24 protein-coding genes are annotated in these 25,197 nt (G+C 65.1%); 8 read left to right on the forward strand and 16 right to left on the reverse strand.

Annotated elements, in window-relative coordinates; translation table 11 throughout:
• Positions 1-198 precede the first annotated feature (198 nt).
• From NFC73_RS05305 to NFC73_RS05315, 3 genes are read left to right on the forward strand one after another with little or no spacing between them, the layout of a single operon-like run.
• Positions 199-1,380 carry a type III polyketide synthase gene (locus NFC73_RS05305; RefSeq protein ID WP_254748278.1) on the forward strand — a complete coding sequence of 394 codons (1,182 nt, stop codon included), beginning with the start codon at positions 199-201 and terminating at the stop codon, positions 1,378-1,380.
• A 12-nt stretch (positions 1,381-1,392) separates the two neighbouring features.
• On the forward strand, positions 1,393-2,085 hold the full coding sequence (locus NFC73_RS05310; RefSeq protein ID WP_254748280.1) for a class I SAM-dependent methyltransferase: 693 nt from the start codon (positions 1,393-1,395) through the stop codon (positions 2,083-2,085).
• A complete protein-coding gene (locus tag NFC73_RS05315; RefSeq protein WP_254748282.1) occupies positions 2,078-3,232 on the forward strand; it encodes an FAD-dependent oxidoreductase in 1,155 nt (384 codons plus the stop codon). The genes NFC73_RS05310 and NFC73_RS05315 overlap by 8 nt, the downstream gene beginning before the upstream one ends.
• A gap of 11 nt (positions 3,233-3,243) precedes the next feature.
• Here NFC73_RS05315 and NFC73_RS05320 read toward each other — a convergent pair whose 3' ends face one another.
• Positions 3,244-3,663 carry a nuclear transport factor 2 family protein gene (locus NFC73_RS05320; RefSeq protein WP_254748284.1) on the reverse strand — a complete coding sequence of 140 codons (420 nt, stop codon included), beginning with the start codon at positions 3,661-3,663 and terminating at the stop codon, positions 3,244-3,246.
• A 50-nt stretch (positions 3,664-3,713) separates the two neighbouring features.
• On the opposite strand from NFC73_RS05320, the gene NFC73_RS05325 reads away from it, so the two are divergent.
• Positions 3,714-4,379, forward strand: a complete 666-nt coding sequence (locus NFC73_RS05325) for a peptide deformylase (RefSeq protein WP_254748286.1) — start codon at positions 3,714-3,716, stop codon at positions 4,377-4,379.
• A gap of 20 nt (positions 4,380-4,399) precedes the next feature.
• On the opposite strand, the gene NFC73_RS05330 is transcribed toward NFC73_RS05325, so the two are convergent.
• On the reverse strand, positions 4,400-6,397 hold the full coding sequence (locus NFC73_RS05330) for a S9 family peptidase (RefSeq protein WP_254748288.1): 1,998 nt from the start codon (positions 6,395-6,397) through the stop codon (positions 4,400-4,402).
• A 100-nt stretch (positions 6,398-6,497) separates the two neighbouring features.
• Between NFC73_RS05330 and NFC73_RS05335 the strand changes: the two genes are divergently transcribed.
• The 4 genes from NFC73_RS05335 to NFC73_RS05350 all read left to right on the forward strand — a co-directional run bounded on the left by NFC73_RS05335 (position 6,498) and on the right by NFC73_RS05350 (position 9,530).
• A complete protein-coding gene (locus NFC73_RS05335; RefSeq protein WP_254748290.1) occupies positions 6,498-7,385 on the forward strand; it encodes a methyltransferase domain-containing protein in 888 nt (295 codons plus the stop codon).
• A 102-nt stretch (positions 7,386-7,487) separates the two neighbouring features.
• Complete coding sequence (locus NFC73_RS05340; RefSeq protein ID WP_104060872.1) at positions 7,488-7,952, forward strand: NfeD family protein; 465 nt, start codon at positions 7,488-7,490, stop codon at positions 7,950-7,952.
• 32 nt (positions 7,953-7,984) lie between these two features.
• Positions 7,985-8,935: an SPFH domain-containing protein gene (locus tag NFC73_RS05345; protein ID WP_254748292.1), complete on the forward strand. Its 951-nt coding sequence runs from the start codon at positions 7,985-7,987 to the stop codon at positions 8,933-8,935.
• A 247-nt stretch (positions 8,936-9,182) separates the two neighbouring features.
• Positions 9,183-9,530, forward strand: coding sequence for an RNA polymerase-binding protein RbpA (locus NFC73_RS05350; protein WP_003802221.1), 348 nt, complete (start codon positions 9,183-9,185; stop codon positions 9,528-9,530).
• A gap of 139 nt (positions 9,531-9,669) precedes the next feature.
• Here NFC73_RS05350 and NFC73_RS05355 read toward each other — a convergent pair whose 3' ends face one another.
• From NFC73_RS05355 to dop, 14 genes are all read right to left on the reverse strand, one after another.
• Entirely contained in the window at positions 9,670-10,413 is a 744-nt protein-coding gene (locus NFC73_RS05355; protein WP_254748294.1) for a polyprenol monophosphomannose synthase, read from the reverse strand.
• Positions 10,414-10,530: 117 nt separating this feature from the next.
• Positions 10,531-12,186, reverse strand: coding sequence for an amidohydrolase (locus NFC73_RS05360; protein ID WP_254748296.1), 1,656 nt, complete (start codon positions 12,184-12,186; stop codon positions 10,531-10,533).
• Between the two features lie 63 nt (positions 12,187-12,249).
• The gene (locus NFC73_RS05365) at positions 12,250-15,159 is read right to left on the reverse strand and encodes a DEAD/DEAH box helicase (RefSeq protein WP_254748299.1); all 2,910 of its coding nucleotides are present in this window, start codon (positions 15,157-15,159) and stop codon (positions 12,250-12,252) included.
• A 24-nt stretch (positions 15,160-15,183) separates the two neighbouring features.
• Positions 15,184-15,978 (reverse strand): twin-arginine translocase subunit TatC, encoded by a 795-nt coding sequence (tatC, locus tag NFC73_RS05370; protein ID WP_254748302.1) that lies wholly within the window; start codon positions 15,976-15,978, stop codon positions 15,184-15,186.
• A gap of 48 nt (positions 15,979-16,026) precedes the next feature.
• Positions 16,027-16,302, reverse strand: coding sequence for a Sec-independent protein translocase subunit TatA (gene tatA, locus NFC73_RS05375; protein ID WP_254748305.1), 276 nt, complete (start codon positions 16,300-16,302; stop codon positions 16,027-16,029).
• 32 nt (positions 16,303-16,334) lie between these two features.
• Positions 16,335-16,688 (reverse strand): hypothetical protein, encoded by a 354-nt coding sequence (locus NFC73_RS05380; RefSeq protein ID WP_254748306.1) that lies wholly within the window; start codon positions 16,686-16,688, stop codon positions 16,335-16,337.
• A 10-nt stretch (positions 16,689-16,698) separates the two neighbouring features.
• Complete coding sequence (locus NFC73_RS05385) at positions 16,699-18,684, reverse strand: helix-turn-helix transcriptional regulator (RefSeq protein WP_254748307.1); 1,986 nt, start codon at positions 18,682-18,684, stop codon at positions 16,699-16,701.
• A 106-nt stretch (positions 18,685-18,790) separates the two neighbouring features.
• Positions 18,791-19,186 carry an FKBP-type peptidyl-prolyl cis-trans isomerase gene (locus tag NFC73_RS05390; protein WP_056340002.1) on the reverse strand — a complete coding sequence of 132 codons (396 nt, stop codon included), beginning with the start codon at positions 19,184-19,186 and terminating at the stop codon, positions 18,791-18,793.
• Between the two features lie 41 nt (positions 19,187-19,227).
• Positions 19,228-20,169, reverse strand: coding sequence for an FKBP-type peptidyl-prolyl cis-trans isomerase (locus NFC73_RS05395; RefSeq protein ID WP_254748308.1), 942 nt, complete (start codon positions 20,167-20,169; stop codon positions 19,228-19,230).
• A gap of 110 nt (positions 20,170-20,279) precedes the next feature.
• Positions 20,280-21,644 carry a Pup--protein ligase gene (gene pafA, locus NFC73_RS05400; RefSeq protein WP_254748309.1) on the reverse strand — a complete coding sequence of 455 codons (1,365 nt, stop codon included), beginning with the start codon at positions 21,642-21,644 and terminating at the stop codon, positions 20,280-20,282.
• Position 21,645: 1 nt separating this feature from the next.
• Positions 21,646-22,377: a proteasome subunit alpha gene (prcA, locus tag NFC73_RS05405; RefSeq protein ID WP_248760570.1), complete on the reverse strand. Its 732-nt coding sequence runs from the start codon at positions 22,375-22,377 to the stop codon at positions 21,646-21,648.
• A gap of 1 nt (position 22,378) precedes the next feature.
• Positions 22,379-23,197, reverse strand: coding sequence for a proteasome subunit beta (gene prcB, locus NFC73_RS05410; RefSeq protein WP_254748310.1), 819 nt, complete (start codon positions 23,195-23,197; stop codon positions 22,379-22,381).
• Between the two features lie 77 nt (positions 23,198-23,274).
• Positions 23,275-23,478, reverse strand: coding sequence for a ubiquitin-like protein Pup (locus NFC73_RS05415; protein WP_056339984.1), 204 nt, complete (start codon positions 23,476-23,478; stop codon positions 23,275-23,277).
• 83 nt (positions 23,479-23,561) lie between these two features.
• A complete protein-coding gene (dop, locus tag NFC73_RS05420) occupies positions 23,562-25,181 on the reverse strand; it encodes a depupylase/deamidase Dop (protein ID WP_256548685.1) in 1,620 nt (539 codons plus the stop codon).
• Positions 25,182-25,197 lie beyond the last annotated feature (16 nt).

The following is a 25,197-nucleotide window of genomic DNA, read 5'->3' on the forward strand; positions in this document are numbered from 1 at the left end:
CGATCAGACATTCTTCGATCTACCCCAACTTGGATGAGACGAACCACCCAAACCCGTCTCATTCAAGTTGGGGCAACCGCTCTAATCCGGCACCCTCTGCCTCAACTTCTTTGAGACAGGACATTTAGCCGGCGACTCCGGGGCTTCCGCTGATGTTGCGCCATTGTCTAATCCGGCGTGCTCGCCAAGAATGAACCAATGACGGTCTACGTGCGTTCACTCGAAACTGCTGTTCCGCCCACCGTGCTGGTCCAAACCGAAGCCCGGGACGTTTTTGCAGCTCAGCCAGGCCTGACCAGGCTGGGCACGCGGCTGGTGAGTACTTGCTTCGATTCGGCCGCCATCGATACGCGCCATACCGCGGTCGAAGAAATGACCATGGCGTTCCGTTCGGATTCTCCACAGTTCTTTGATCCCGCCACGGGCCTGCTCCTGAACCCCACCACCAAGGTGCGCAACGAGATCTTTGCCCGGGAAGTCACCAAACTTTTCATTGAGTCCGCCCGGGCTGCCGTGGACGCCTGCCCGGATCTGTCCTTGCTTGACATAACCCACGTCGTTACCGTCTCCTGCACAGGCTTCTTCAACCCCGGTCCTGACTATAAGGTCGTTCGCGCGTTGGGGCTGGACCCGGCCGTCCAGCGTTATCACCTCGGATTCATGGGCTGCTATGCCGCCTTTCCGGCGCTGCGGGCCGCCAAATCGTTCTGCGAAGCAGATCCGCAGGCTGTTGTCCTAGTGGTCTGTGCCGAGCTGTGCTCCCTGCACGTGCGGACCTCGAACGATCCCGACACCATCATGGGTTCGGCGCTGTTCGCCGACGGCGCGGCGGCAGCCATCATTACGGCCCGGAACGATCCGGATGCACCTGCGCTGATGCAACTGGACCACTTCGAAACCGTCCTTACGCCGGTGGGCGAGGAATCCATGGCCTGGAACATCGGCGACCATGGCTTCGAAATGGTGCTGGGCAACTACGTCCCCCACATCATCGACGATCACATCATCGGCGCCCTCGCGCCGCTGCTGGCCCGGGATCCCTCGCTGCGCGGACTCCCCTACCGGGACATCCGCCATTGGGCCATCCATCCCGGCGGCCGGAGTATCCTGGACAAGGTCCAGACTCGACTTGAACTCACCGACGAGCAACTCGTTCCGGCACGGGATACTTTGCGGGACTACGGCAACATGAGCAGCGCCACCGTGCTGTTTGTCCTCAGGCACATCCTGGAGCAGCCGCTGGTGGAGGGTGAGGCACGCATCTGCTCCATGGCGTTCGGCCCCGGACTCACGGTGGAGACCGGGCTCTTCACGAAACTCCGCCAGGCAGCCACCGGGAAACAGGCGGTGCAGCCTGAGGCGGCCTCGTCACTGGTCTGACCTGTGTCCCTGATGCGGCAAAGGGCTGCGGACGCCGTGGAAATGATGGACCTGCCGGACTGTGATCCCACCAAACTGGAGCTCACGTACGGGCAATTCGAGCTGGTGAACCGGCTCTTCTCCGGCTGGCGGCAGCTGTACCGCCGAAAGCTTCGCCCTCTGCTCTCCCACGACACTGAAACCACGCTCCTTGACATAGGATGCGGCGGTGGGGACCTGGCACGCCAGCTCGCCCTCTGGTCCGCCCGGGACAAACTGCTGCTCGAGGTCACCGGCATTGACCCGGACGCCAGGGCATACAGCTACTCGTCACGCCGACCCCACCACGTCTCAGTCCGGTTCCGCCAGGCGGACAGTGCCGACCTGGTCCGCGAAGGCCGCCGGTTTGACGTCGTCATCTCGAACCACGTAATCCACCACCTTCAACCAGCAGACCTGGCTCAGCTCCTGGCAGATTCGCAAGCCCTGGCGCGCCGGATTTCCCTGCACAACGACCTCCGCCGGAACATCGCAGCCTACGCACTTTTTTCCCTGGCGGCCCTTCCGTTCCGCGGCTCGTTCATCCGTGCGGACGGCCTGACCTCAATCAGGCGCAGCTACACCCCTGCAGAACTCACCGCCGCCGCTCCCCCGGGCTGGCAGGTGGAGCGCCACTCCCCGTTCCATCAGGTCCTCCTGCACCGCCCGGACCATCCCGATGGCTGACGTGGTGATCGTCGGCGGCGGACCCGTGGGTCTGTATCTCGCCGCCCTGCTGCTTCAGGAAGGCGTTGTGGTCCAGGTCCTTGAACAGCGGCTCCACCGGGAACACCACTCGCGGGCCATCGGCATCCATCCCCCCGCCCTCGCGGTGCTGGACACGGCAGGCGTGGCCAGCGCCATGGTTGATGCCGGCGTGCAGATCCGTGGCGGCATCGCGGTCAGCGGGGGGAAGACCGTGGGGTCAATGTCTTTCGCATCGGTCTCGGAGCGCTTCCCGTTTGTGCTGTCCCTCCCCCAGGTCGCAACCGAATCCCTGCTCGAGCAGCGGGTACACGAACTGGATGGGGCCGCGTTGGTCAGGGGCACCCGGGTGACAGGAATAGCGGACGACGGCGGACTCGTCACCGTCCGAGCTACGGCCACCAAGACGGGCGGGGGCGGCACACGGATCACCTCACGGCTTTTGGTCGCCGCCGACGGCTCGCGGTCCCTGATGCGCAGCCTGCTGGGCATCCCGGCCACGTCCCGGACCTATCCCGACCATTATGTGATGGGTGATTTCGAAGGTACCGGCGGAAACCTGAACGAAGCCGTCCTGTACCTCGAAGCCGAAGGGATAGTGGAATCCTTTCCGCTGCCGGGCGGTCTCCGCCGCTGGGTAGTGAGGATTCCCCGGCCCGAACCGGTCCCGGACGCCGTCGAACTGGCACGGATGGTCCACCGCCGCACAGGGATCCGGCCGGACCCGGCCACCAACACCATGCTCAGTAGCTTCAGCCCGCGCTCCACGGTGGCGTGCCGATCAGTCGAGGGGCGGGCGGTCCTGATCGGTGATGCTGCCCATGAAATAAGCCCCATCGGCGGCCAGGGCATGAACCTTGGCTGGCTGGACGCGGCGGAACTCGCTCCGATCATCTGTGATGCCCTGGAGGGGAAACCGGTTAGCCAGCGCTTGAACGCCTATTCCGCCCGGCGTCGTAAGGCCGCCTCGGCAGCCCGATGGCAGTCCGAGGTGAATATGACGCTGGGGCGCCCGCTGGGGCGGCCGTTCCTGGCCTTAAGGAACCGGGCAGTCAGCGCCGTGTCCGGCTTTCCGGCGGCCAACAGGCTGGTGGCCCGCCGGTTCACCATGCAGCAACCCCCGCGCTGAAAGGCTCCGGGTCAGGAGTTCACGAAGTAGCAGTCGTAACTGTCCTGGCTGATGATCAGGCCGTCCCGGACTTCAAAGACCGACGACGTCCGTGCGCGGATGGTCTCCCCGGCATCCCAGTACCGCAGGTCCATCAGGGTCCTCGCCGACCAGTCGGCCTCCACCACAACCCGACCGCCTTCGCAGGTGGTGCGGCGGATCTCGAACTTCTGGTCCCCCACTACTTCGCCGCTTTGATCGAGGCCAGCCATCGCCTGGTCCCGCGTCCGCGTGGAGCCTTCAGCCGCGAGCAGATGCGGTGCCTCGACCAGCACGAAGTCCGCGGCCAGGAAACGGCCGACGGCCCCGCCGTCACCGCCGGATTCCAGGGTCCGGATAAAGTCCAGGACAAGTTCCAGTGCGTTGGGTTCGGACAACATCAGTTCAGCCATGGCATCGACATTAGCCGACGCCCTGCGGCGTCCGCCGCTAGGCTTTCCGCATGACCCCTGTATCACCGCCCACTTCATTCACTCCTGCGCGCCTGAGGGAACGGGTGCAGGAAATCCTGTCTGCGGGATCGCTGCCGCCCATCGTCCAGGCCGGGAATCCCGTACTCCGCCAGCGGGCCGCGTCCTTCACCGGCCAGATCAGCGCCGGCGAGCTGGACCAGTTGATTGTCCTCATGCGCGAGGTAATGCACGAAGCCCCTGGTGTGGGGCTGGCCGCCCCGCAACTCGGAATCCCGCTGCAGCTGGCAGTCCTTGAGGACCAGTACGACGTCGACCCCGAGGCCGCTGCACTGCGGCACCGTAGCCCGCTGGAGTTCCTCACCATCATTAACCCGCACTACACGCCCGTCGGAACGGAAACTGCGGCGTTCTTCGAGGGGTGCCTCTCCCTGACCGGCCTGCAGGCAGTGGTCGTACGGCCTGAACGGGTGCTGCTCCGGTTCGACACCCCTGGAGGCCTGGCGTCGGAACGGGAATTCGAGGGCTGGCAGGCGAGAATTGTGCAGCACGAAACCGATCACCTCCATGGCACCCTCTACGTTGACCGTGCCGAGTTGAGGTCCTTGAGCTCCAACGCCGAGTACGCCGCCAACTGGGCCGAGCCGGGGATCGGAAAGGCGCGTGCGGCACTGGGCTTCCTGCCCGGGAACCCCTGACGCGCCTGCACGCCTCCGCGTCACTCCGGCGGTGCGTCTGCCGGATTTGCGTCGGTCGGGAGGAACCGGGCCCACCAGCGCAGGATGTGCTCGAATCTTTGGCGCCGGTGCTGCGGCCTGCCGGACCGGGAAAGTTCATGGTCCTCGCCCGGGAACACCAGCAGCCGGGCTTCCACACCCCGCCGCTTCAGGGCCGTGAAATACCGCTGGCCCTGCTCCAGCGGACACCGGAGATCGTTTTCGCTGTGGATGACCAGCGTCGGGGTCTGCACGTTGCCCGCGTGCTCGAACGGGCTTTGCGCAGCGACTTCCACCGTTGAGCTGCCGAGATATTCGTTGCCGAAGTACCAGCCAATGTCGGCCGAGCCCTCGAAGCTGACCGGGTCCAGGAATCCACGCTCCACAATGGCACCCTGGAACCTGTGGTGGTGCGCGATGGTCCAGGCGGTCAGGTATCCGCCGTACGAGCCTCCCATGATGCCCAGCCGGCCCGCGTCGAGCGCTGGAAATTTGGCCAGTGCCCCGTCCAGGAACGCGAGGACATCCTCCATGTCGTCGGTGCCAAGGCGGCCCTTGATGGCCAGCCCGTGTTCCCGGCCGTAGCCGGCGGAGCCGCGCGGATTGCACATCAGCACGGCATAGCCAGCGGCCGCGTACACCTGGGCTTCGTCGAACAGGGCAACGGTGAACTGGGCAAACGGCCCGCCATGGATGTTCAACAGGACCGGGTGCGGACCCTTGCCCGCAGGCCTGACGAGCCAGCCATGGACGGGATAGCCATCGGGCGCCTCAAACGTCAGCTCGTGTGGAACCACAATGTCCGTCTGTGTCCGCAGAACGGCCGAAAAGTCTGTCAGCAGCCGCAGCTGCCCGTCGTCGAGCACTCCGACGTCCCCGTGAGTAGACGGATCGCCGAATACGACGAGCAGCGAACCACCCGCCCAGGCAGCGCCCGTCACCACCTTGTCGCCGTGCACCAGCAGGGCATGCCCGCCCGCCGCCCCCAGCTCAAGGAGCTCAACCGACCCTTGCGCGTTGTTCAGGACCAGGGCGTGGTCCGGGCCGCGGAGCTCAATCCGGGCACCCGGTGCCGCAACGTCCATCAACTCTGGGTCGGTCAGTGCAACGGGCATGCCGCCTTCGGCCGCTACGCAGTACAACACGGCGTTCCGTGCCACAAAGTCCCGGCCCGAGCCGCCCAGGTCCCGGGCAATGTAGAACAGCCATTTGCCGTCCCGGGACTGCCGGACGTCCGAGACGGTTTGAGGTGCGGCTACTCCCTGATCCACCGGGAGGGGGTCGCCGCCGGTGACCGGCACCCGGTAGATCACGGTGGCCAAGCCGTCGTCGTTCTCCGGAGGTGCTGCTACAAAGTAGACGGCTGATCCGTCTGCACTGAAAACTCCGGAGCTGGCGTCCGTGGCGAGCGACGTCAGCTGCCGGGCGTCCGGCAGTGACGGAGCCGCAGGCGGTGCCAGCGGTTCGCCGCCGAGTTCCGGGACGTCCACGATGAACAGCTGCTGCGGCTTGTCGCGCGTGTAGCCAACACTGTTCAGCCTGTACTGGTAGGAGGAGATCAGCCGTGGGGCCTCCGCCTCCGCGGTGATGGCTTCGCTGCTGCCGTACCGTCCGGCCTCGGGCTCGCGGGAGCTGAAGACGATCCGGCGCGAATCAGGAGACCAGGCAAAGGATTCCACGCCGAGCAGCCTGTCGCTAATGACCTGGGGTTCACCGCCGCCGGCCTCCACCACGACGAGCTGCGCTTTCGACGATGGTCCGGCCGTCCGGAGGAAGGCGAGGACCAGTCCATCAGGAGAGAAGGCAGGGCCGGTGTCCCGGAAACCCCTGGTGATTCGCCGCGGCAGCTGCTTCTGGTTCAACGGGATGCTCCACAGCTGGCCCACGTAGGAATCAGCAGTGAAATCCGGCCTGGTCACCGACACAACAGCACGGCTGCCGTCCGGGTGAACGGCCGGCGCGGAGACCGAATTGAGCAGCGGGAGGTGTTCTGGCTTCACCCACGTGAGCCTAACGTGCAGCTTTCCCCCACGCGAACATGCGGCCAGAACACTCGTGCGGGCGCCGCGCCGGCCCGTTCCCCGCCCTAAGATGGTCCGTATGCCATCAAGCCCTCGTCCTCCGCTGCGCTGCCCCGTGTGCGGCGCCGCACTGAATGTCCGGGTCGGGCCGGGTGACGCGGCCCGCAAGGCCTTGGTCTGCGGATCCGGGCACGGCTTCGACGCGGCGAAACAGGGCTATTTCAACCTGCTGGTGGGCAAGGGGACAGTCTTTGAAGCCGACACCGCAGAGATGGTGGCGGCCCGGTTCGCTTTCCTGGACGGCGGGCATTACCGCCCCCTGGCAGACGCCGTCGCGGCCGCCGTCGTGCCCGGGATAACCCCGGGCGAACCATTCACAGTCCTCGATTCGGGTACGGGGACCGGCCACTATCTCAGGGTGGTGCTGGATGAGGTGCGGCGGACTACAGGCAGCTGCGCCGCCGTCGCGCTCGACATCTCCAAGTTCGCGCTGCGGCGAGCCGCACGCCTCAATCCGGAGGCCATCAGCCTGGCCTGCGATGTGTGGCAGCCGCTCCCGGTGACGGATGCCGCCGTCGACGCCATCACGGTGATCTTCGCTCCCCGCAACGCCGCCGAATTCGCCCGGGTCCTCCGGCCCGGCGGCAGGCTAGTAGTGGTGACGCCGCGCGCCGGCCACCTTGCCGCCGTCGCCGCCCAGGCAGGGATGCTGTCCATCGAGGACGACAAAGACGCGCGGCTGGCAGAATCACTCTCGCCGCACTTCGCCGCCGAGTCCACCCGGGACCTGGATATCCTGATGACGCTAACGCCCAGCGAGCTGGCTGACCTGGCCTTCATGGGTCCGGCCGGGCACCACCTGGACCGCACGGCCATTGCGGCCAAAATCGGGAGCGGCGGGGTCTCGACCCAGGTGGAGGCACGATTCCGGATCACGGTCTTCCGTCCGGCACGGTCCGCACCGTAACGACTTGGCCACGTTCAACCGCTGCCCTACACGCAACCTGCCGTCCTGCTTTCGGGCGGACTAGGATAAATAGACAGCTACCGAATGGTCAAGGGGGACGGAATGTTTGAATGGCTCGGCGAAAACTGGTGGGCCCTGTGGCTCACCGCTTTCCTCGCGTTCGCAGTGATCGAAATGATCACCCTTGACCTGTTCTTCATCATGCTCGGCGGCGGAACACTTGCCGCGCTCGTCGCAGATTTTGCCGGCGCTGACCTGTGGCTGCAGATTGTGGTGTTCTGCGTCGTCTCACTGCTGATGATCGCCTTTGTCCGCCCGGTGGCACTCAGCCACCTGAAAAAGGGACCCGCCGACCAGCGCACCAACATTGACCGGCTCATCGGCGAGCAGGCCCTCGTGATGGAAGCAGTCAGCTCCACCGGCGGCCTCGTCAAGATCGGGGGCGATGTCTGGAGCGCCCGGTCCTCCGGTGGCGTCCTGCCTGCCGGCCAGAAGGCAGTGGTCTCGGCCATCGACGGGGCCACGGCTGTTGTTTCCGCCCAGCCGGAGCAGGCCACTCAGTCCTAAGTACAGCCTAACAATTGGGGAATAGGAGTCGTATGGATAACGCAGGAGGAGCCGCCCTGGCCATTGTGCTGGTGGTCCTGATCGTGTTCGTGATCATTGTCTTGGTCCGCTCGGTGCGGATTATCCCGCAGGCGCGGGCCGGCGTCGTTGAACGGCTCGGCAAGTACCAGCGGACCCTAAACCCGGGACTCACCATCCTGATCCCGTTTGTGGACCGGCTCCTGCCGCTCCTTGACCTGAGGGAACAGGTGGTGTCCTTTCCACCGCAGCCGGTCATCACCGAAGACAACCTGGTGGTGTCCATCGACACTGTGGTGTACTTCCAGGTCACTGATCCGCGCGCAGCCACGTATGAGATTGCCAATTACATCCAGGCCGTGGAGCAGCTCACCACTACCACCCTGCGTAACGTTGTGGGCGGCCTGAACCTGGAAGAGGCGCTCACATCCCGCGACCAGATCAACGGCCAGTTGCGCGGTGTCTTGGACGAGGCAACCGGCCGCTGGGGCATCCGGGTCTCGCGCGTGGAGCTCAAGGCCATTGACCCGCCCCACTCGATCCAGGACTCGATGGAGAAGCAGATGCGGGCCGAGCGGGACCGCCGCGCTGCCATCCTCACGGCTGAAGGCACCAAGCAGTCCGCCATCCTCACGGCCGAGGGCCAACGGCAAGCCTCGATCCTTGCGGCTGAGGGCGACGCCAAGGCGGCCATCCTCCGCGCAGACGGTGAGGCACAGGCGATCCAGAAAGTCTTTGACGCCATCCACAAGGGCAACCCAGACCAGAAGCTCCTGGCCTACCAGTACCTTCAGACACTTCCGAAAATCGCAGAGGGATCATCAAACAAGCTGTGGATCGTTCCCAGCGAGATTGGCGAGGCACTCAAGGGCATCGGCCAGGCGCTCGGCGGTACCAATCCTGGTCCGACCGCGGGCGGCGGCGGGCTGTTCGACGAGGAACCCGCTCGACAGCCTGGGTCCTGACACGGATTTGCCCATGCGGGGCGGGAGGGGATTCGCGTCTGGTCGCGGGTCCCCTCCCGTTTTGCGGCTAGGCCTCACGCCGGTATGATTGAGTATTTGTCCGGTCGGACCAGATCCGCTGGAACAAGAAAGCTTCGCAATGCGTTGAATCTTATGATGCAGCACAGTGCACACAGTAGTCCGGGGCGGTTATGCCGTTCCGGCTTGCGTGGAGTCCTGCTCCGCGAACCGACCAGAGGGAGAAAACATGAGCGATCGCAGCCTGCGGGGTATGCGCCTTGGCGCGCAGAGCATGGAGACCGAGTCCGGCGTTGAGCCGGCTCCGCGCCAGCGCGTCGAATATCGGTGCGAGGACGGCGAGCAGGTCTTCGTGACGTTCTCTTCAGAGGCTGAAATTCCTCCTGTGTGGGTTTCCAAGACCGGCAAGGAAGCGCTCCTCGTTGATGGCGAACGTCCGGACACCAGCAACGAAAAGGCTGTCCGTACGCACTGGGACATGCTTCTCGAGCGCCGTTCCCTTCCCGAGCTGGAGCAGATCCTCGAGGACCGGCTGACCATCCTGCGCGAACGCCGTGGCGAACGGCGCAGCGCCTGACCCCAGCGGCGGTCACGGCCTCCCACCGAGGTCATAGCGTCAAGGATTGACGCGATCTGAAGGATTAAGAAAGGGCCGGCCCGGCAACGTGATCACGTTGCCGGGCCGGCCCTTATCTTTGTCCTAACGGCGTTGCAGGTCAGCCCTGTGCCGGATCCTTCTTGCCTGTGAGCTTGTTCCAGCGTGCCTGCAGGCCCCACCTGGTGACGTTGATCATGGCTTCAATAACAATGTTGCCGCTCATCTTTGACGCTCCGAGCTCGCGCTCCACGAACGTAATGGGGCGTTCCTCGATCCTGAGGCCCAGCTTGGCTACACGCCACGCCAGGTCAACCTGGAAGCCGTAGCCCACTGAATCGACAAGGTCGAGGTTCAGTTTTTCCAGCGTGGTCCGCCGGAAGGCGCGGTAGCCGCCGGTGACGTCCTTGATCTTCAGGCCCAGCATCAGCCGGGCGTACGTGCTGCCGGTGCGTGAAATCGCCTGCCGGTACAGCGGCCAGTTGACCACGCTGCCACCGGGAACCCAGCGGGAACCCATGGCAAGGTCCGCGCCCTGTTCAACGGCTTCCAGCAGCTGGGGAAGCTGTTCGGGCTGGTGGGAGCCGTCCGCATCCATTTCCACCAGGACGTCGTAGCCAGCCTCGAGTCCCCATTTGAACCCGGCAATGTAGGCGGCTCCCAGGCCTGCCTTGCCTTTGCGGTGCAGGACGTGAACCTGTGCATCCTCGGCGGCAAAGCCGTCCGCAAGCTGGCCGGTGCCGTCCGGGCTGTTGTCGTCCACTACCAGTACGTCCGAGGCCGGTACGGCTGCGCGGAGGCGTTGGAGAGTCTTGGGCAGCGATTCCAGCTCGTTGTAAGTAGGAATGATGGTGAGGACGCGCACAAAGGGCCTTCCTGGACGGGAGCGGTCGGAGCGGCTGAACCGCAGCGGAGTAGCTGGCGGTCAGGCGCAACTACCTATTATAGGGCGCTTTATGGGGGCGCTGGCCGGTGTGTCCGGTCAGGAGCGCAGTGCCGGACTTGAATGCAGCTCCACGCCGTCCTTCACGGTCTGCAGGCACACCGGGTCCACGCCGGTATCAAGTGCCGGGAGAAGGGGCGTGCGGGCGCGCGGATCCGTGCTCCAGGACTGGACGCGGCCGTCCGCCACCTGGACCATAAGCTCCTCAGCATCCCAAACAGCGAAACTGGCCGGTGCGCCGGGAACCAGTTGCCCGGCCATCGGGTTGCGGTGCTTTGCTGCCCGCCACCCCGCGCGGGTGTGGCCGAGGAACGCTGCGCGGGCCGAGATTCGTTCAGCGTGGTTGTGGTGTTCCAGGCAGGCACGCACGCTGGACCACGGGCGCAGCGGTGTCACCGGGCTGTCGCTGCCGAAGCAGATAGGAACACCGGCAGCATAGAACGAGGCAAACGGGTTCATGGAGCGGCTCCGGCTCCCCAGACGCTGCTCATACATGCCGCCTTCGTTCCCCCAGTCAGCGTCGAAGCGTGGCTGGGCGCTGACGGTGACGGAGTAGTGGGCCAGCTGTTGCACCGATTTGGGGTCCGCGACTTCCACATGTTCGAAGCGGTGGCCGGCGGCACGGATCCGTTGCTCGCCCACTTCGGCGGCCGCGAGTTCCAGGGCCTCCAGCGCGGCATCAAGTCCCGCGTCGCCGATGACGTGGAAGCCGCCCTGGATGCCCAGCAGCGAGCAGGCCGCCAGGTGGGCGCCGGCCTGCTCTGCCGAGAGGTAGAGGCTGCCCCGCTCCCCCTCCGCGTCACTGTAGCCGGCCCTCAGTGCCGCTGTCCTGGAGCCGAGGGAACCGTCAATGTTCAGGTCGCCTGCCAGGCCGCGCACGGCTACGCCCAGTTCGTCCAGCAGTGCCCGGGCCTGCTCCGCGGAGGTTGCCAGTTCGCCCCAGTACGGCAGGATTTCCGGCATGGCCTCTCCGGCCCCCGTGTTCCACGCGGCGGCAAGGCGAAGGTCGGAAACTCCGCCGATATGCGGCGCGGCCATCTCCGCCAGTGCCACATAACCGTTTTCGGCCGCTTCGGTCAGGGCGCGCCGCTGGTAGGCCAGGAGGCTGGCTTCCGGGAGCCGTCGTGCTTCCTGGCGGGCCGCCGTATGGGCGGCCCGCTTCACATGTGAACCCGCGCTGTAGCCGTCCAGCCCGCCAAGCCCGGCGGCGGCAGCCAAGGAGGAGGAGACCAACGCCGAATGCGCATCCACCCTGGCGAGGAACACCGGCCTGCCGCCGGCGGCCTGCTCAAGCTCCTCGGCCGCCGGCAGGGCCGGGTTCTCCCACATGGATTCATCCCAGCCATGACCCAGCAGGGGGCCGTCGCCTTTGGCTGCGGCGACGGCATCGAGTAATTGCCGGGCCGAACGGATCCCGCCCAGCTGGAGGGAACCCAGTGCGATGCCGGTTTCCGTGAGGTGGACGTGGGAGTCCACAAACCCTGGCGCTACGAGGGCGCCATGGAGGTCGATGATCTCCATGGAGCTGTCGGCGATGGAGGATGCCGCCTGCTCGGAGCCGACCCAGGCCACGGTGTCGCCGTCAATGAGCATGGCCGTGGCAAAGGGGTCTGCTGCTGTGTAGACCGAGCCGTTGCGGTACAGGACCACCTTCCGCTCGTGCGGCGCGGGCGTGGTGGAACGTTCAGTGGTCATGCGGGCGAAGCTCCTGGGGCTAGGGGGAAGAAGGCAGGCTGTTAGTGCATCAGAGCCGGGACATCAAAGTACGGAAGAGTAGGCCACGACGCCGCGGCGGATGAGTGATATTGCTTCTGCGCAAAGCCTGGACACGCGCGGATCCAGGCCGGGAATCTTGGCGAGCTGGTCCAGGAGGTCGATGACTTGTTTGACCCAGCGGACGAAGTCGCCCGCCGCCAGGTCCGTGCCGTTGAGTACTTCCTGGAGGTGCCGTCCCTTGGCCCATTTGTACATCGGCCAGACAAGGCCGAGTTCGGGTTCGGCAGTCAGCGGAAGTTTGTTGGCCTCTTCCACGTCCTCCAGGGCTGACCATTCCCGGATCACCACATCCACGGACGATTCAAGCGAGACGCTGGGCATCCGGGGGCGGAGGCCCCTGTCCTCGCGTTTGGCCTGGTAGACCAGGACGCTGGCCAGGGCCGCTACTTCGGCAGCGTCCAAGTCGTCGAGTGCACCCAGCCGCAGTGCTTGCGAAATCAGCAGGTCCTTCTCGCCGTAGATCCGGCGGAGCCGCTGGCCGTCCGGGCTGATGGCCTGGCGCCCGTCAGCTCCTGCTTCCAGGTAGCCGTAGGCGGAAAGGACATCGCAGACGCGATCGAAGGTCTTGGCAATGGTGTTGGTCCGGCCCTGGATCTGCCGGACCAGGGCATCCGTCTCCCGGCGCAGCTTCCACCAACGCTCCGACCAGCGGGCGTGGTCTTCACGCTCGCTGCAGCCGTGGCAGGGGTGGGCCCGGAGCGCCCGGCGAAGCTCCGCGATGCGTTTCTCCTGATGGGGCAAAACGGACCCCATGCCAAAATCGGTGCTGCGGCCGGGGGCAGGCGGGCGGTTCTCACGCAGCGCATTCCTGGCCGACGATGCGAGGTCACGCCGGGATTTCGGGACCTTTGCATTGAACGACTTCGGAATCCGGATCCGTGTCAGCGGCGCAATAGGGCCCTCAAGGTCCTCGGTGCCGATTCGCCTGAGCTGGTTGTCGAGCGTCAGGATGGCGGGCCGGGGCTCCCTGCCGCTGTGGTCCGAGCTGAGCACAATCGCCGGTCCGGGCGCCCGCCCGGCCGGGACGTCCACCACGTCGCCGGGCATCAGCCGCGCCAGGGAGTCTTCGTTCAGCGACTTATGAGCCCGGGACTTGCTGCGGGAGGTGACATTCTCGGCGTCGGACAGTTCACGGCGCAACCGGGCATACTCGGTGAAGTCTCCGAGGTGGCAGGTCATGGATTTTGCGTATCCCGCGAGGGACTCTTCGCGGCTGCGCACCTGCCTGGCAAGTCCGACAACGGACCGGTCAGCCTGGAACTGCGCGAAGGAGGATTCGAGGATTTCCCGCGCACGTGCGCGGCCGAACTGCGCCAACAGGTTGATGCTCATGTTGTACGTCGGCCGGAAGCTTGAGTTCAGCGGATACGTACGCCTCGAGGCGAGGCCGGCAACAGCAGTGGGGTCCGTGCCCGGCTGCCACAGGACAACGGCATGGCCTTCGATGTCGATGCCGCGGCGGCCCGCGCGGCCGGTCAGCTGCGTGTACTCCCCCGCAGTGATGTCCACGTGGGCTTCGCCATTGAACTTGTCGAGCTTTTCCAGGACCACGGAGCGGGCCGGCATGTTGACGCCCAGGGCCAGCGTTTCGGTGGCGAACACAGCCTTGACCAGGCCCTCGACGAAGAGTTTCTCCACTACTTCCTTGAAGGTGGGAAGCATGCCGGCATGGTGGGCCGCGAAGCCACGCAGCAGGCCGTCCCGCCACGTCCAGAAGCCGAGGACGTCCAGATCCTCTGACGGGATGTCCTGCCCTGCCTCGTCAACGCGCTGCGCGATGATCTGCTGCTCCTTCTCCGTGGTCAGCCAGAGTCCGGAAGAGACACATTGGGCAACGGCGGCATCGCAGCCTGCCCGCGAGAAGATGAAGGTGATGGCGGGCAGCAGGTCCTGCCGGTCCAGGCTGGCAATCACTTGGGGCCGGCTGGCCTTCCGGGCGGCCCCGGGCTGGGCTCCCTGCCGGGGACGGTCCTCTGTCCGTTGCCGGTGCTGCCGGCGCTGGCTTCGTCCGCCGTGGCCAAAGCGTCCGGCGAAACTTTGCTGGCCTTCGCTGCGGGCCATCTTGAGCAGGTCCGGATTGACCTCGAACCCCGGCCCGTCCGCGTCGTTGGTGGCCGCGGTGAGCCCCTTCTGGACCGGTAGTGGAGCTCCTGTCTCGGCATCCGCGGGCGGGGCGATTTCGTCGAAGGTGGTTTCTCCGGCGAACAGGTCCACGATGTCCCGGCCCACCATAACGTGCTGCCACAGGGGAACCGGGCGGTGCTCGGAGACGATGATGTCGGTGTCGCCGCGCACGGTATCCAGCCAGGCGCCGAATTCTTCTGCGTTGGACACTGTGGCGCTGAGGGAAACTACCTGGACTTCGCTGGGGAGGTGGATGATGACTTCCTCCCAGACGGCACCACGGAAGCGGTCCGCGAGGTAATGGACTTCGTCCATGACCACAAAGCCGAGGTCATCCAGCGTGTCCGAGTCCGCGTAGAGCATGTTCCGGAGGACTTCCGTGGTCATGACCACCACGGGGGCGTCGCCATTGATGCTGGTGTCCCCGGTCAGCAGACCGACGTTTTCCGCACCGTACTTTTCGGAGAGTTCCGTGAATTTTTGGTTGCTCAGAGCCTTGATTGGGGTCGTGTAGAAGGCCTTGAGGTTTCGTTCCAACGCGAGATAAATGGCAAACTCGCCCACGATGGTCTTACCGGCACCAGTGGGGGCAGCCACCAGCACTCCCTTGCCGTCCTGGAGCGACCGGCAGGCGAGGCGCTGGAATTCGTCAAGTTCAAAATCAAGGGTGCGGACAAACCCGCCGAGGTAGGTGCCCGCTTCGGCCGTGCGTTCCGCGCTGGCCCGGTAGCTTTCAGAGGGCGAGAGTGGCCCGGAAATAGAGGACATGCCTCAAGCCTAGTGCGCCGCGCGCTACAGGTTCTTCAGTTCGTTGCCGGGCGTCGCGATGTCGGCTGTCGCGTCCGTCTCAGCAGCCTGTTTCGCCAAGCGCTTGTCGCGGCGCTTGTCGTTGAAGATACATAGCCCGATCGCCGCGAAGAACAGAATAAGCAGCGGCGCAGCAAGCAGGAACATGGACAGAGCGTCCGTGCCTGGTGCGGCCAGTGCCGCCAGGACAAAGACCAGGAAGACGATAATCCGCCAGGCTTTGAGGATGGTCCGGCCCCTGACCACACCGGCCATGTTGATGCCGACCAGGATCACGGGGACCAGGAAAGAGATCCCGAGGATAAGCAACATCTGCGTGGCAAACGTCAGGTAATCGGTGGCCGAGATGTTGTTGGCGCCGGTGGCGGGTGTGAACTGCAGCAGCGCCCTGACCACGGTGGGGAACACAAGCCAGGCTACAAACACACCGGCCAGGAACAGCGGCACAGCGGCCGCCATAAAGCCGAGCGTGTAGCCGCGTTCCTTCTTGGTCAGACCCGGGGTGATAAAAGCCCACACCTGATAGATCCAGACAGGGCTGGAGATAACCAGCCCTATCTGGATGGCAATCTGGATCTTGAACGCAAAAGGATCCGCGATGGTCGCGAAGTTCAGGACCGCGGTGCGTCCCGTATCCCGGGCAATGGAAATCAGCGGGTCCGACAGGCTTGCCACGACCGGATCGTAAAGGAACCAGCCGCCCACGCCCGCAAGGAGAACTGCAATTGCCGATTTGATCAGCCGGTTCTTGAGCTCCTTGAGGTGGTCCCAAAGAGCCATCCGCCCCTCAGGGTTGGACTTACGGCCCCGCGTCAGTGCCACTTCGGGTTAAGCGCGGGTCGACGGCGGAACGTCGGTGCCGTCGGTCGGTTCACCGGGCTTCGCCGGGGGGTGGTTTACGACCTTGCCTTCCACCGGGCTGGAAGCCGAGTCGGTGGAGTCGGTCTTGCCGTCGTTCTTCATTTCCTTGACCTCGGACTTGATGATCCGCATGGACTGGCCAAGGCTGCGGGCCATGGCAGGGAGTTTGGGCGCGGCGAAAAGCAGCAGCGCAACGACGATGATAATGACAATTGGCCACGGGCCATCAAAGAGTCTTCCCACGGGAAATCCTTTCCTCTAACAACATCCTACGTCTAACTGAGATTGAGATCGCGAAGTGACTGGGGCTGGCCCCGGTCGTGCTTACGCTGGACGCGCCTCTGGCGGCGGCCCTCCCGGCGGGATGACTTGGATGCGTCGTAATCATGACGCATCCGGGCCGGTGAGGCAAAAACAGCCGCACCGGGTTCAACTGATCCCGTAGGCTGCGGGCCGTCATCATGGACAGCCGTTGCCGGCACCAGGTGCCCCACTTTGGCTCCCGCGGCGCCCAGGTCCTTCATGACCGCCATGAACTGGCGGTACAGCCGGATGCCCAGGAGGACATAAAAGAGCAGGGAGAGCGCAATAAGCGCAATCCAGATCAGGATCCAGGACCACCAAGGCATGCTGACGAGTCTAGCCGCCGTAGCCGGCCAGGGCCGCCTCGATCCAGTCCAGCGCGGCAGCGCCCAGCTCGGCAGGTTCGAGGATTCTGGCGGCCCCGCCGTGCTGGGCCACGAACATGGGAAGCCAGGCAGTGCTGCCGAACCGGATCTCGGCGACGAGGCCGCCGTCGGGAAGGGGTGCCACACGTTCGGCGTAATAATCGTCCGCCAAGCCGGCGCCCTGCCTGGTGAGCTGCACGAGGACCGTGGTGTCGTCGTCGTTGGGCGTGAACAGCTTGGCCGGAAAGCTTTCTCCGGCCCGGACCTGCGTGGAGGCGGGATTTCCGTTCGGGTGGACCTCCTGCACCCGGTCCAGCCTGAAGTTCCGCAGCCCCTGGGCCGAATGGCAGTAGGCCTCGAAGTACCAGGTGTTGTCCAGGGAATACAGGCGGAGCGGATCCACGTCCCGTTCGGAGACCTGATCGCGCTGGGCGGAGAAGTACACGAGCCGTAGCTGCGACCGCTCCCGGATGGCACCACGGACAACGTCAAGGACGGCCGAATCCGAGGGGCCCACCTCCGGACCGGCAAGCGAACCGGCCCGCAGCCCTTCTTCGCCGGCCGCTGCCATCAGCTTGAGGGTCACAGACTCCAGGGCACCTCCTTCGGCAAGTTCGGGAAGCCCGTTGAGCGTCTCGAGCCCGGTCAGCAGCGCGCAGGCCTCGTCCACCGTAAACCGGACCGGCCTCTTGAGATCCAGGTCCTGGGTGATGTAAACGTGGCCTTCCTCCCAGTGGATGTCCAGGAGGTCGTCAGGGTATCCCTCGGGAAGGCCGGAGCAGATGAGGATCCGCAGGTCGCTTTCCAGCTCCGCGGGCGTGACACCGAAGCGGGCTGCGACGTCCTGGATATGCAGGCCCTGGTTGTGGACCAGGAACGGCACCAGCTGCAGCATGCGCTTGAGCTGGTCCTCAGACGTGCGCTTGCGGACGGCGCGGCCCCGCGGCGCGTCCGCAAACAGATAGTCAGGGCTGGGAGCGGCGCAGAAGGCGGCAGCGTTGCGCAGCCGGTGCCGCACAGCTGCCACCAGCTCGCCGGGAGCATGTGCCACAGCGTCCGGGCCATAGGATGCGAGCTCCTCGGCCAACACCTCAGCGTCCCTGAAGTTGACCTGCAGCCGTTCGTAGCCGGCGTCGGGCATTCCGGCACTCCCGTCGGCAACCGGCGTGGCGCGCCGGCGCAGGCCAAGGAGGCGGCCCTCCCGGACGTCCACGACGGCGGTCCGGAGCGGGAGCTCCGGAAGCCGGTCCAGTTCTGCGCGGACATTGAAGTTCGGCGGAGCCGGGTAGTTTTCCTTCTCCAGCACCGTGACGGGGCCCGTGAACCGGGAGAGCCGGAAGTGGCGCGGTGCCTTGCGCGAGCGGTCGTAGCCGGTCAGATACCACTGGCCGAAGCGGCTCCCGAGGCCCCACGGCTCCACCGTCCGTTGCTCTTCCTTGCCAGTGGTGCCTGCCAGGTAGGGAAAGCTGACGGGGTGCTGTGCGTGCATGGCAGCCACCACATCATCAAAGGCCTGGCCCGCCGGCCGGATCCGCGGCTGGACACCAACCGGAAGTTCGACGTCGGACACGGTGCCGGAGGCCTGGAGCTTGCGGAGGGCGCTGGCAGCGGCCGTTCCCAGGGCGGCACGCTCCCACAACTGGGACGCCAGGAAGAGGACGGTCCACTCCCCCGGGCTGAGCTGGACATCAGGCAGGCGGTTCGATTCCTTGCCGATGCGGTAGCGGGTCGTGGCCGGATCATCTTCGCTCCAGCCGAGGTCCGTGACGGTTTCCACATCGAAGCCGAACTGCCGGAGGTCGTTCTTGTCCCGCTCAAACATCCTGCCGAAGGCCACGTCGTTGCCGGACGTGTCATGGTAGACCTTCGCCCGCAACTCTGCCCGGCGCAGGCCGTATTTGGTGTTCAGCAGGGCTATCAGGAGGTTCAGCAGGCGTTCAGTACGGGAGACGGACACGCTCGCTACGTTACTAAACTCCTCCGCGGAAAGCAGAAAGCGCGGCAACCAACAGGAAAACAAAACCCTGATTGTTACCGCGCCTTCAGGCGTTACGGTGCTCCGGTCAGCGGACGCCCACGAGGTCCACCACGAAGATCAGCGCTTCGTTGGGGCCAATGGCTCCGCCGGCCCCGCGGGAGCCGTACGCCAGTTCGGAAGGAATCTCCAGGCGTCGGCGGCCGCCCACCTTCATGCCCAGCAAGCCCTGGTCCCAGCCCTGGATGACCTGGCCCACGCCCACGCGGAAGTCCAGCGGGGCGCCGCGGCCCCAGGAAGCGTCAAACTCTTCGCCGGTGGACCAGGCCACACCGACGTAGTGGGTGGAGACGGTGTCGCCCTTTTTGGCCTCGGCACCGTCACCCTCGATGAGGTCGGTGATAACCAGTTCGGTGGGGACATCGCCTTGCGGGAAGTCAATTTCCGGCTTCTGGCGGTCGAAATCGCGCTGACCAAATGACATGGTTGCTCCTTTGATTATTTGGGTGGGTGATGTGTTGCTGTTTACTTAACGCCGAGGATGTCCACAACGAAGACGAGGTCACCCTTGGCTTCGCCCTGGCCGGCATCACCGTACGCGAGGTCCTTGGGGACCACCAGGAGGACCCGGGAGCCCACAGTCTTTCCCGCCAGTCCCTGGGTCCAGCCCGGAATGACGCCGGTCAACGGGAAGCTGGCCGGCTCGCCGCGGTCAAAGCTTGAATCAAATTTAGTGCCGCCCACGAGGTTCACGCCAACATAGTTGACGGTCAACGTGTCGGTTTCCTTAACCTCCGCGCCGGTGCCCTTGATCAGGTCCTGGGACACGAGCGCTGTGGGCGCGGCGATTCCGTCAACGGAGATCTCCGGCACGCCCTGGTCGTTGTCCTTCACGGTCGGCAGGCCGGCCGGCGGGGTGACAGTCTCGCCTTCGGGCTTTGAGAGCGGAGCAACAGTCTGCGGTGCGTCCTTGGTGGAGAGCACCTTGATCAGGAGAAGCTGGGTGGGCTGGGCGGTGGCGCCTTCAGCGGTTGCGGCCTGGCCCGGGATGGCCAGGGCAAGGCTTGAGCCGACCTTGGAGCCAACAAACGCGCTGTAGATAACCGGGCTTCCGGTCTTCAGTTCCTCGTTCAGCTGGAGGGGTTCGGGCTCGCCGGGGAAGGTGTCCTCCAGTGTGGATCCGTCCGCACCGCTGAGCGCGAGGATGGAGATGTTTGCGATCTGGTTCTCTTTGACCCGGTCACCGTCGCCTTCGGCGACCACCTTGATGGTGGGTTCGGTGACTTCGAGGGGCTTGGAGAACTCGACACCGGGAGCCTTCTTGTCCCCGTTGTCCGTCAGTTTCAGGGAGTCGAACTTGGCAGTGTCACCGGCAGACTGGCTGGTGGGTTCCGGTGCTGCGGGCGAACCGCCACAAGCGGTAAGCAGCAGCAGGCCGGGGATCAGGATTGCTAGGAGTCGGCGCACGTAAGAGAACTTTCGTCGGGGCAGGGTGGACGCGGAACCGGAATCAGGCGCCCGGCACCGCTGCAAGGCCAAGGAACGGCCCCATCAAGGATAGCCCGTGAACCTGAACGTCAGCCCATAGAGCCCAGCAGGGCATCCACCCGCTCATCGACACTTCGGAAGGGATCCTTGCACAGGATGGTCTGGTGCGCTCGGTCGTTCAGCTTCAGGTGCACCCAATCAACCGTGTAATCCCTACCCAGTTCCTGGGCACGACGGACGAAATCGCCCCTCAGCTTGGCCCGCGTGGATTGCGGCGGCACGTCCACGGCGTCTTTGATCACGGTATCGTCCACAACCCGCCGGACCGCACCCCGGGACTGCAGGATGTAGTACAGCCCGCGGCTCCGCGAAATGTCATGGTACGTAAGATCCAGCTGCGCAATCCTGGGCGCGTCCAGGCCCAGGCCGTGCCGCTTCCGGTAGTTGTCCATCAGTTTTTTCTTGATGGCCCAGTCGATTTCAGTGTCGATGGTGCTGGTGTCACCGCTCTCGATGGCGTTCAGGGTCCGTTGCCAAAGGTCGAGGATGAACGGTACGTGGGGATTGTGGGCCCCTTGCTCCTGAACAAAGGCCGTGACCTTAGTGAGGTACTCCTGCTGGATCTCCAGGGCCGTGAGCTGGCGGCCGTTGGCCAGACGGACCAGCGCCCTTCCGCTGAGGTCGTGGGAAATCTCGCGGATGCTGCGGATGGGGTTTTCCATCCTCATGTCCCGCATGATAACTCCCGCCTCAATCATGCGCAGGATGAGGTCCACGGTGCCGACCTTGAGCAGGGCAGTGGTTTCGGACATGTTGGAGTCGCCCACAATGACGTGGAGCCGGCGGAAGAATTCGGCGTCGGCGTGCGGTTCATCGCGGGTGTTGATGATAGGCCGTGACCGGGTGGTTGCCGAGGAGACGCCCTCCCAGATGTGGTCTGCCCGCTGGGAAAACGCGTACGTGGCCCCGTGCGGAGTCTTCAGGATTTTCCCCGCGCCGGCGATCAGCTGGCGTGTTACCAGGAACGGGATCAGGATCTCCGCGAGCCGGGAGAATTCGCCGCGGCGCGGGATGAGGTAGTTTTCATGGCTGCCGTAGGAGTTGCCGGCCGAATCGGTGTTGTTCTTGAACAGGTAGACGGTGCCGTTGAATCCTTCGGCGGCCAGCCTTGCCTGTGCCTCGTCAACGAGGTCGTCCAGGATCAGCTCACCCGCACGGTCGTGCGCAATGAGCTGGGCCAGGTCGTCACATTCGGCCGTGGCGTACTCAGGGTGTGAACCGACGTCCAGGTACAACCGGGAACCGTTGGTCAGGAACACGTTGGATGACCGTCCCCAGCTGACCACCTTGCGGAACAGGTACCGGGCCACTTCTTCCGGGGCCAACGGCCTCGAATCGGGGCTCGAATACGAGATTCCGAACTCGGTCTCGATCCCGAAGATTCTCTTGTCCATCTCAGTCCTCCTCAGCAAGCAGCGCCGTGATATCAGAATCGTTGAGCCGCCGGAAGGCTCTGCGGAATCCCCGGGAGGTCTCCGACTGCCTGTCCAGCACGGCAACCTCCACGGCCTTGGCGGGAAGGGTTCCTCCCGCTTCGCCCTGTTCAGCGGCCGGGTCTGGACCGCTGGCCAGGCCGCGGGTAGCCAGGCGGACAGCGCCTGCGAAACGCAGCGACGGTCGCCAGCCCTCGGCGATGACCGCCGAGACACGCTCCGCCTGGCCGCCCATCACGATGAAGCCGTGCTCGTCGGCGATGGACCCGTCGAAGGTGAGCCGGTAGAGGTGGTCCAGTTCCGGTGTCGGGCCGACTTCGGCGACGGCCAGTTCCACTTCGAAGGGTTTCTGTTCTGCGGTGAAGACGGCACCGAGGCTTTGCGCGTAGACACTCGCGAGCCCGCGTGCTGTGACGTCCTCACGGTCGTAGGAGTAGCCACGGACATCGGCGTACCGCACCCCGGCCTGGCGCAGGCTTTCGAATTCGTTGTACTTGCCGACGGCGGCAAACGCGATTTTGTCGTAGATCTCGCCGATTTTGTGCAATGAGGGTGAGGGGTTCTCAGCGACCAGGGCAATACCGTCCTGGCAGCTGATGACCACCACCGACCTGCCGCGGGCGATGCCTTTCCGTGCGAAGTCCGCACGGTCCTTCATCAGTTGTTCAGGCGAGACATAGAACTGCTGCGTCATTTTAGGCCTCCCGCCGCTCGGCGGACCGGGCTTCGATAATCCTGCCGGCAACAGCCGCGAGCTCGGATTCGGGGATCCGCCGCGCGCCATCCCTGTTCACGGTGTACACCACCGGCCACAATTGACGGACGGGATCCGGACCACCTGTGGCGGAGTCGTCGTCGGCCGCGTCATAGAGGGATTCGACCGCCACGGAGACGGCCTCGGCTTCGGCCAGGTTGGGCCGCCAGAGCTTCTTCAGCGCGCCGCGGGCAAAAACGGAACCGGAGCCGACCGTGTGGTGCTCGCGTTCCTCGTACCTGCCGCCGGTGACGTCGTAGGAGAAGAGCCGGCCCACGCCGGCAGTTGTGTCGAAGCCGGCGAACAGCGGCACGACGGCAAGTCCCTGCAGGGCCATCGGCAGGTTCCCGCGGATCATGGCCCCCAGTCGGTTGGCTTTGCCGTCGAGGCTCAGCAGCGTGCCCTCGATCTTTTCGTAGTGCTCCAGTTCCACCTGGAAAAGCCGCGTCAGGTCAATCGCGATGCCGGCCGTGCCGGCGATTCCCAGCACCGAATACCTGTCGGCCGGGAACACCTTTTCGATGTGCCGGCTGGCAATGACGTTGCCCATAGTGGCCCGCCGGTCACCGGCCATCAGGACACCGCCGCCATAACTCATTGCCACGATCGTCGTGGCATGAGGCACCTGCAGCGGGGTCGCCGCTGCTGCAGCAGGCATGGCGCGGTTGTATGGAAGCAGGTCCGGCCGGTCGCGCTGCAGATGCTCGGTGAATGAGGATGTCGCGTTGCCGGCTACCTGGTTGGCGGTTGTTTCCTGCACTGATGCACTCCTTGTACGTGGTCCTTCAACGTCGGTACAGATTCCGGCCGGACGCGGCTTCCGCATCCCGATCCGGGTTACTGGCCGCCCTTTTGGACGAAGGCGCGGACGAACTCCTCGGCGTTGGATTCCAGGACGCCGTCGATTTCATCCAGGAGGTCGTCGACGCCCTGGGTGGCGGCCGATGCCTGGGCTTCCGGGGCTGCCGGAGGCGCCTCCGGGATCTCGTCCTCGACCTGGCTGTCGTGTGATTGTGGCTTCTGCTGCTCCTGGCCTGCCATGGTGATCTCTCCTCTAAATCCTCGGATCCGGGCGGATCTGCTGATACGCCCATATTGCCACGCTGTCCGCCCGACGGCGCGGTTTACGCCGCAGGCGGAGCGGTGTTATGCCCCAAAAGTTCGGCGAGGAACGGACCGGCCGTCCGGTGGCGGGCAAAGAGCCCTCCCGTGAGGGCCTTGGTGCCGCGCAGGGGTTCGCGGGTTGGCACGCGCTGAAGCCGGCCGTAGCCCGGAACGTCGAAGATGACCGAGTCCCAGCTGGCCCCCACCACGTCTTTGCCGAAGCTGCTGATGCACCGTCCGCGGAAGAAGGCACGCGTGTCCGGAGGCGGTTCGGTCATCGCTGCGGCGATGGCTCCGTCGTCGACGATCCGCTGCATGCGGTTCCGTGCCAGGAACCGGTAGTACAGTCCCTTCTCCGGCCTGATGTCTGCCCACTGGAGGTCCACGAGGCCGAGCCTCGCGTCACCCCAGGCAAGGTTGTCGCGGTTCCGGTAGCCCTCGAGGAGGGAGAGCTTGGCCAACCACTCCACGGAAGTGGCCGCCGCATTCCTGTCGGAATCGAGCTGGGTCAGCGTGGCAGCCCACCGCTCCAGCACCTGATGCGTATGACCGTCCCCGTCCACGGCATCGGCAACGCCGGTGTCCTGCGCCAGCTTGGCCGCCGCCTCGTGGTAGATCCATTGCAGGTCCAGGGCCGTCACGCGGCGCCCGTCCAGCAACCTGAGTTTGGCTGTAAGCGACGTGTCGTGGCTGACTGCCTGGAGGGCTGCGACGGGTTCGTGCACCTCCACTTTGGGCGCCAGCCCGGCCTCGATCAGGCTCAGGACCATGGCAGTGGTGCCGAACTTGAGGTAGTTCGAGGATTGGCTCAGGTTGGCGTCACCGATGATCACATGCAGGCGCCGGTACTTGTCCGCGGTGGCGTGCGGCTCATCCCGGGTGTTGATGATGGGACGCCGGATGGTGGTTTCCAGGCCCACCTCCGCCTCGAAGAAGTCTGCGCGCTGGCTGATCTGGTACCCGGGAGTAGAGCTGTCCTGCCCCAGGCCCACCCGCCCGGCGCCGCAGATGATCTGCCGCGTGACGAAGAACGGCGTCAGCCCCCGCACGATGTCCCCGAAGGGTACCGAGCGTGGCATGAGGTAGTTCTCATGGGAGCCGTAGGAGACGGATTTGTTGTCCGTATTGTTTTTGTACAGGTTGACCGGAGGGAGCTCGGGATCCGCGGCCAGGCGGCGGACAGCCGCCAGCGCGACGAGGTCCCCGGCTGCATCCCAGATCACGGCATCGCGGGGGTTGGTCACCTCGGCACTGGAGTACTCCGGGTGGGCATGATCCACGTACAAGCGGGCTCCGTTGCCCAGGACCATGTTCATCAGGAGGCTGCCGGACTCCTCCTCACCATCCAGTTCCAATTCCTCACGGCCGTAAGCAAGTGCCACCGCTTCGGCGTCAAGTACCGGCGGCTGGTCTGTCAGCTGGCTGGGGTGGGCCGAGGCCCTTTCCAAAGTCCAGCCACGGGCGTCGTGGAGGGGCTCCTCGTCCGTGTAATCCCACCGGGTCTCTGCCCCTCCGGCCGCCCTTTGCCGCGTCACCTGGGCATAAGCCTGGACAACGCGGGCGGACATCATCGTGGCGTTTGCTCCGGGAGCGGACGGGGCGTGGATGCCGTATTCCGTTTCCGCCCCCATGACACGCATGGCCCCGCCGACCGGG

The organism is Pseudarthrobacter humi (genome assembly GCF_024294965.1).
GTDB lineage: Bacteria > Actinomycetota > Actinomycetes > Actinomycetales > Micrococcaceae > Arthrobacter > Arthrobacter humi.

Coding starts and splice junctions, on each gene's coding strand:
- NFC73_RS05360 (WP_254748296.1), bottom strand. CDS start 12,186: ATGACCACTGAACGTTCCACCACGCCCGCGCCGCACGAGCGGAAGGTG.
- prcA (WP_248760570.1), bottom strand. CDS start 22,377: ATGACGCAGCAGTTCTATGTCTCGCCTGAACAACTGATGAAGGACCGT.
- dop (WP_256548685.1), bottom strand. CDS start 25,181: ATGCGTGTCATGGGGGCGGAAACGGAATACGGCATCCACGCCCCGTCC.
- NFC73_RS05320 (WP_254748284.1), bottom strand. CDS start 3,663: ATGGCTGAACTGATGTTGTCCGAACCCAACGCACTGGAACTTGTCCTG.
- pafA (WP_254748309.1), bottom strand. CDS start 21,644: ATGGACAAGAGAATCTTCGGGATCGAGACCGAGTTCGGAATCTCGTAT.
- NFC73_RS05310 (WP_254748280.1), top strand. CDS start 1,393: ATGCGGCAAAGGGCTGCGGACGCCGTGGAAATGATGGACCTGCCGGAC.
- NFC73_RS05345 (WP_254748292.1), top strand. CDS start 7,985: ATGGATAACGCAGGAGGAGCCGCCCTGGCCATTGTGCTGGTGGTCCTG.
- NFC73_RS05415 (WP_056339984.1), bottom strand. CDS start 23,478: ATGGCAGGCCAGGAGCAGCAGAAGCCACAATCACACGACAGCCAGGTC.
- NFC73_RS05325 (WP_254748286.1), top strand. CDS start 3,714: ATGACCCCTGTATCACCGCCCACTTCATTCACTCCTGCGCGCCTGAGG.
- tatC (WP_254748302.1), bottom strand. CDS start 15,978: ATGGCTCTTTGGGACCACCTCAAGGAGCTCAAGAACCGGCTGATCAAA.
- NFC73_RS05315 (WP_254748282.1), top strand. CDS start 2,078: ATGGCTGACGTGGTGATCGTCGGCGGCGGACCCGTGGGTCTGTATCTC.
- NFC73_RS05305 (WP_254748278.1), top strand. CDS start 199: ATGACGGTCTACGTGCGTTCACTCGAAACTGCTGTTCCGCCCACCGTG.
- NFC73_RS05350 (WP_003802221.1), top strand. CDS start 9,183: ATGAGCGATCGCAGCCTGCGGGGTATGCGCCTTGGCGCGCAGAGCATG.
- NFC73_RS05380 (WP_254748306.1), bottom strand. CDS start 16,688: ATGCCTTGGTGGTCCTGGATCCTGATCTGGATTGCGCTTATTGCGCTC.
- NFC73_RS05365 (WP_254748299.1), bottom strand. CDS start 15,159: ATGTCCTCTATTTCCGGGCCACTCTCGCCCTCTGAAAGCTACCGGGCC.
- NFC73_RS05390 (WP_056340002.1), bottom strand. CDS start 19,186: ATGTCATTTGGTCAGCGCGATTTCGACCGCCAGAAGCCGGAAATTGAC.
- NFC73_RS05340 (WP_104060872.1), top strand. CDS start 7,488: ATGTTTGAATGGCTCGGCGAAAACTGGTGGGCCCTGTGGCTCACCGCT.
- NFC73_RS05335 (WP_254748290.1), top strand. CDS start 6,498: ATGCCATCAAGCCCTCGTCCTCCGCTGCGCTGCCCCGTGTGCGGCGCC.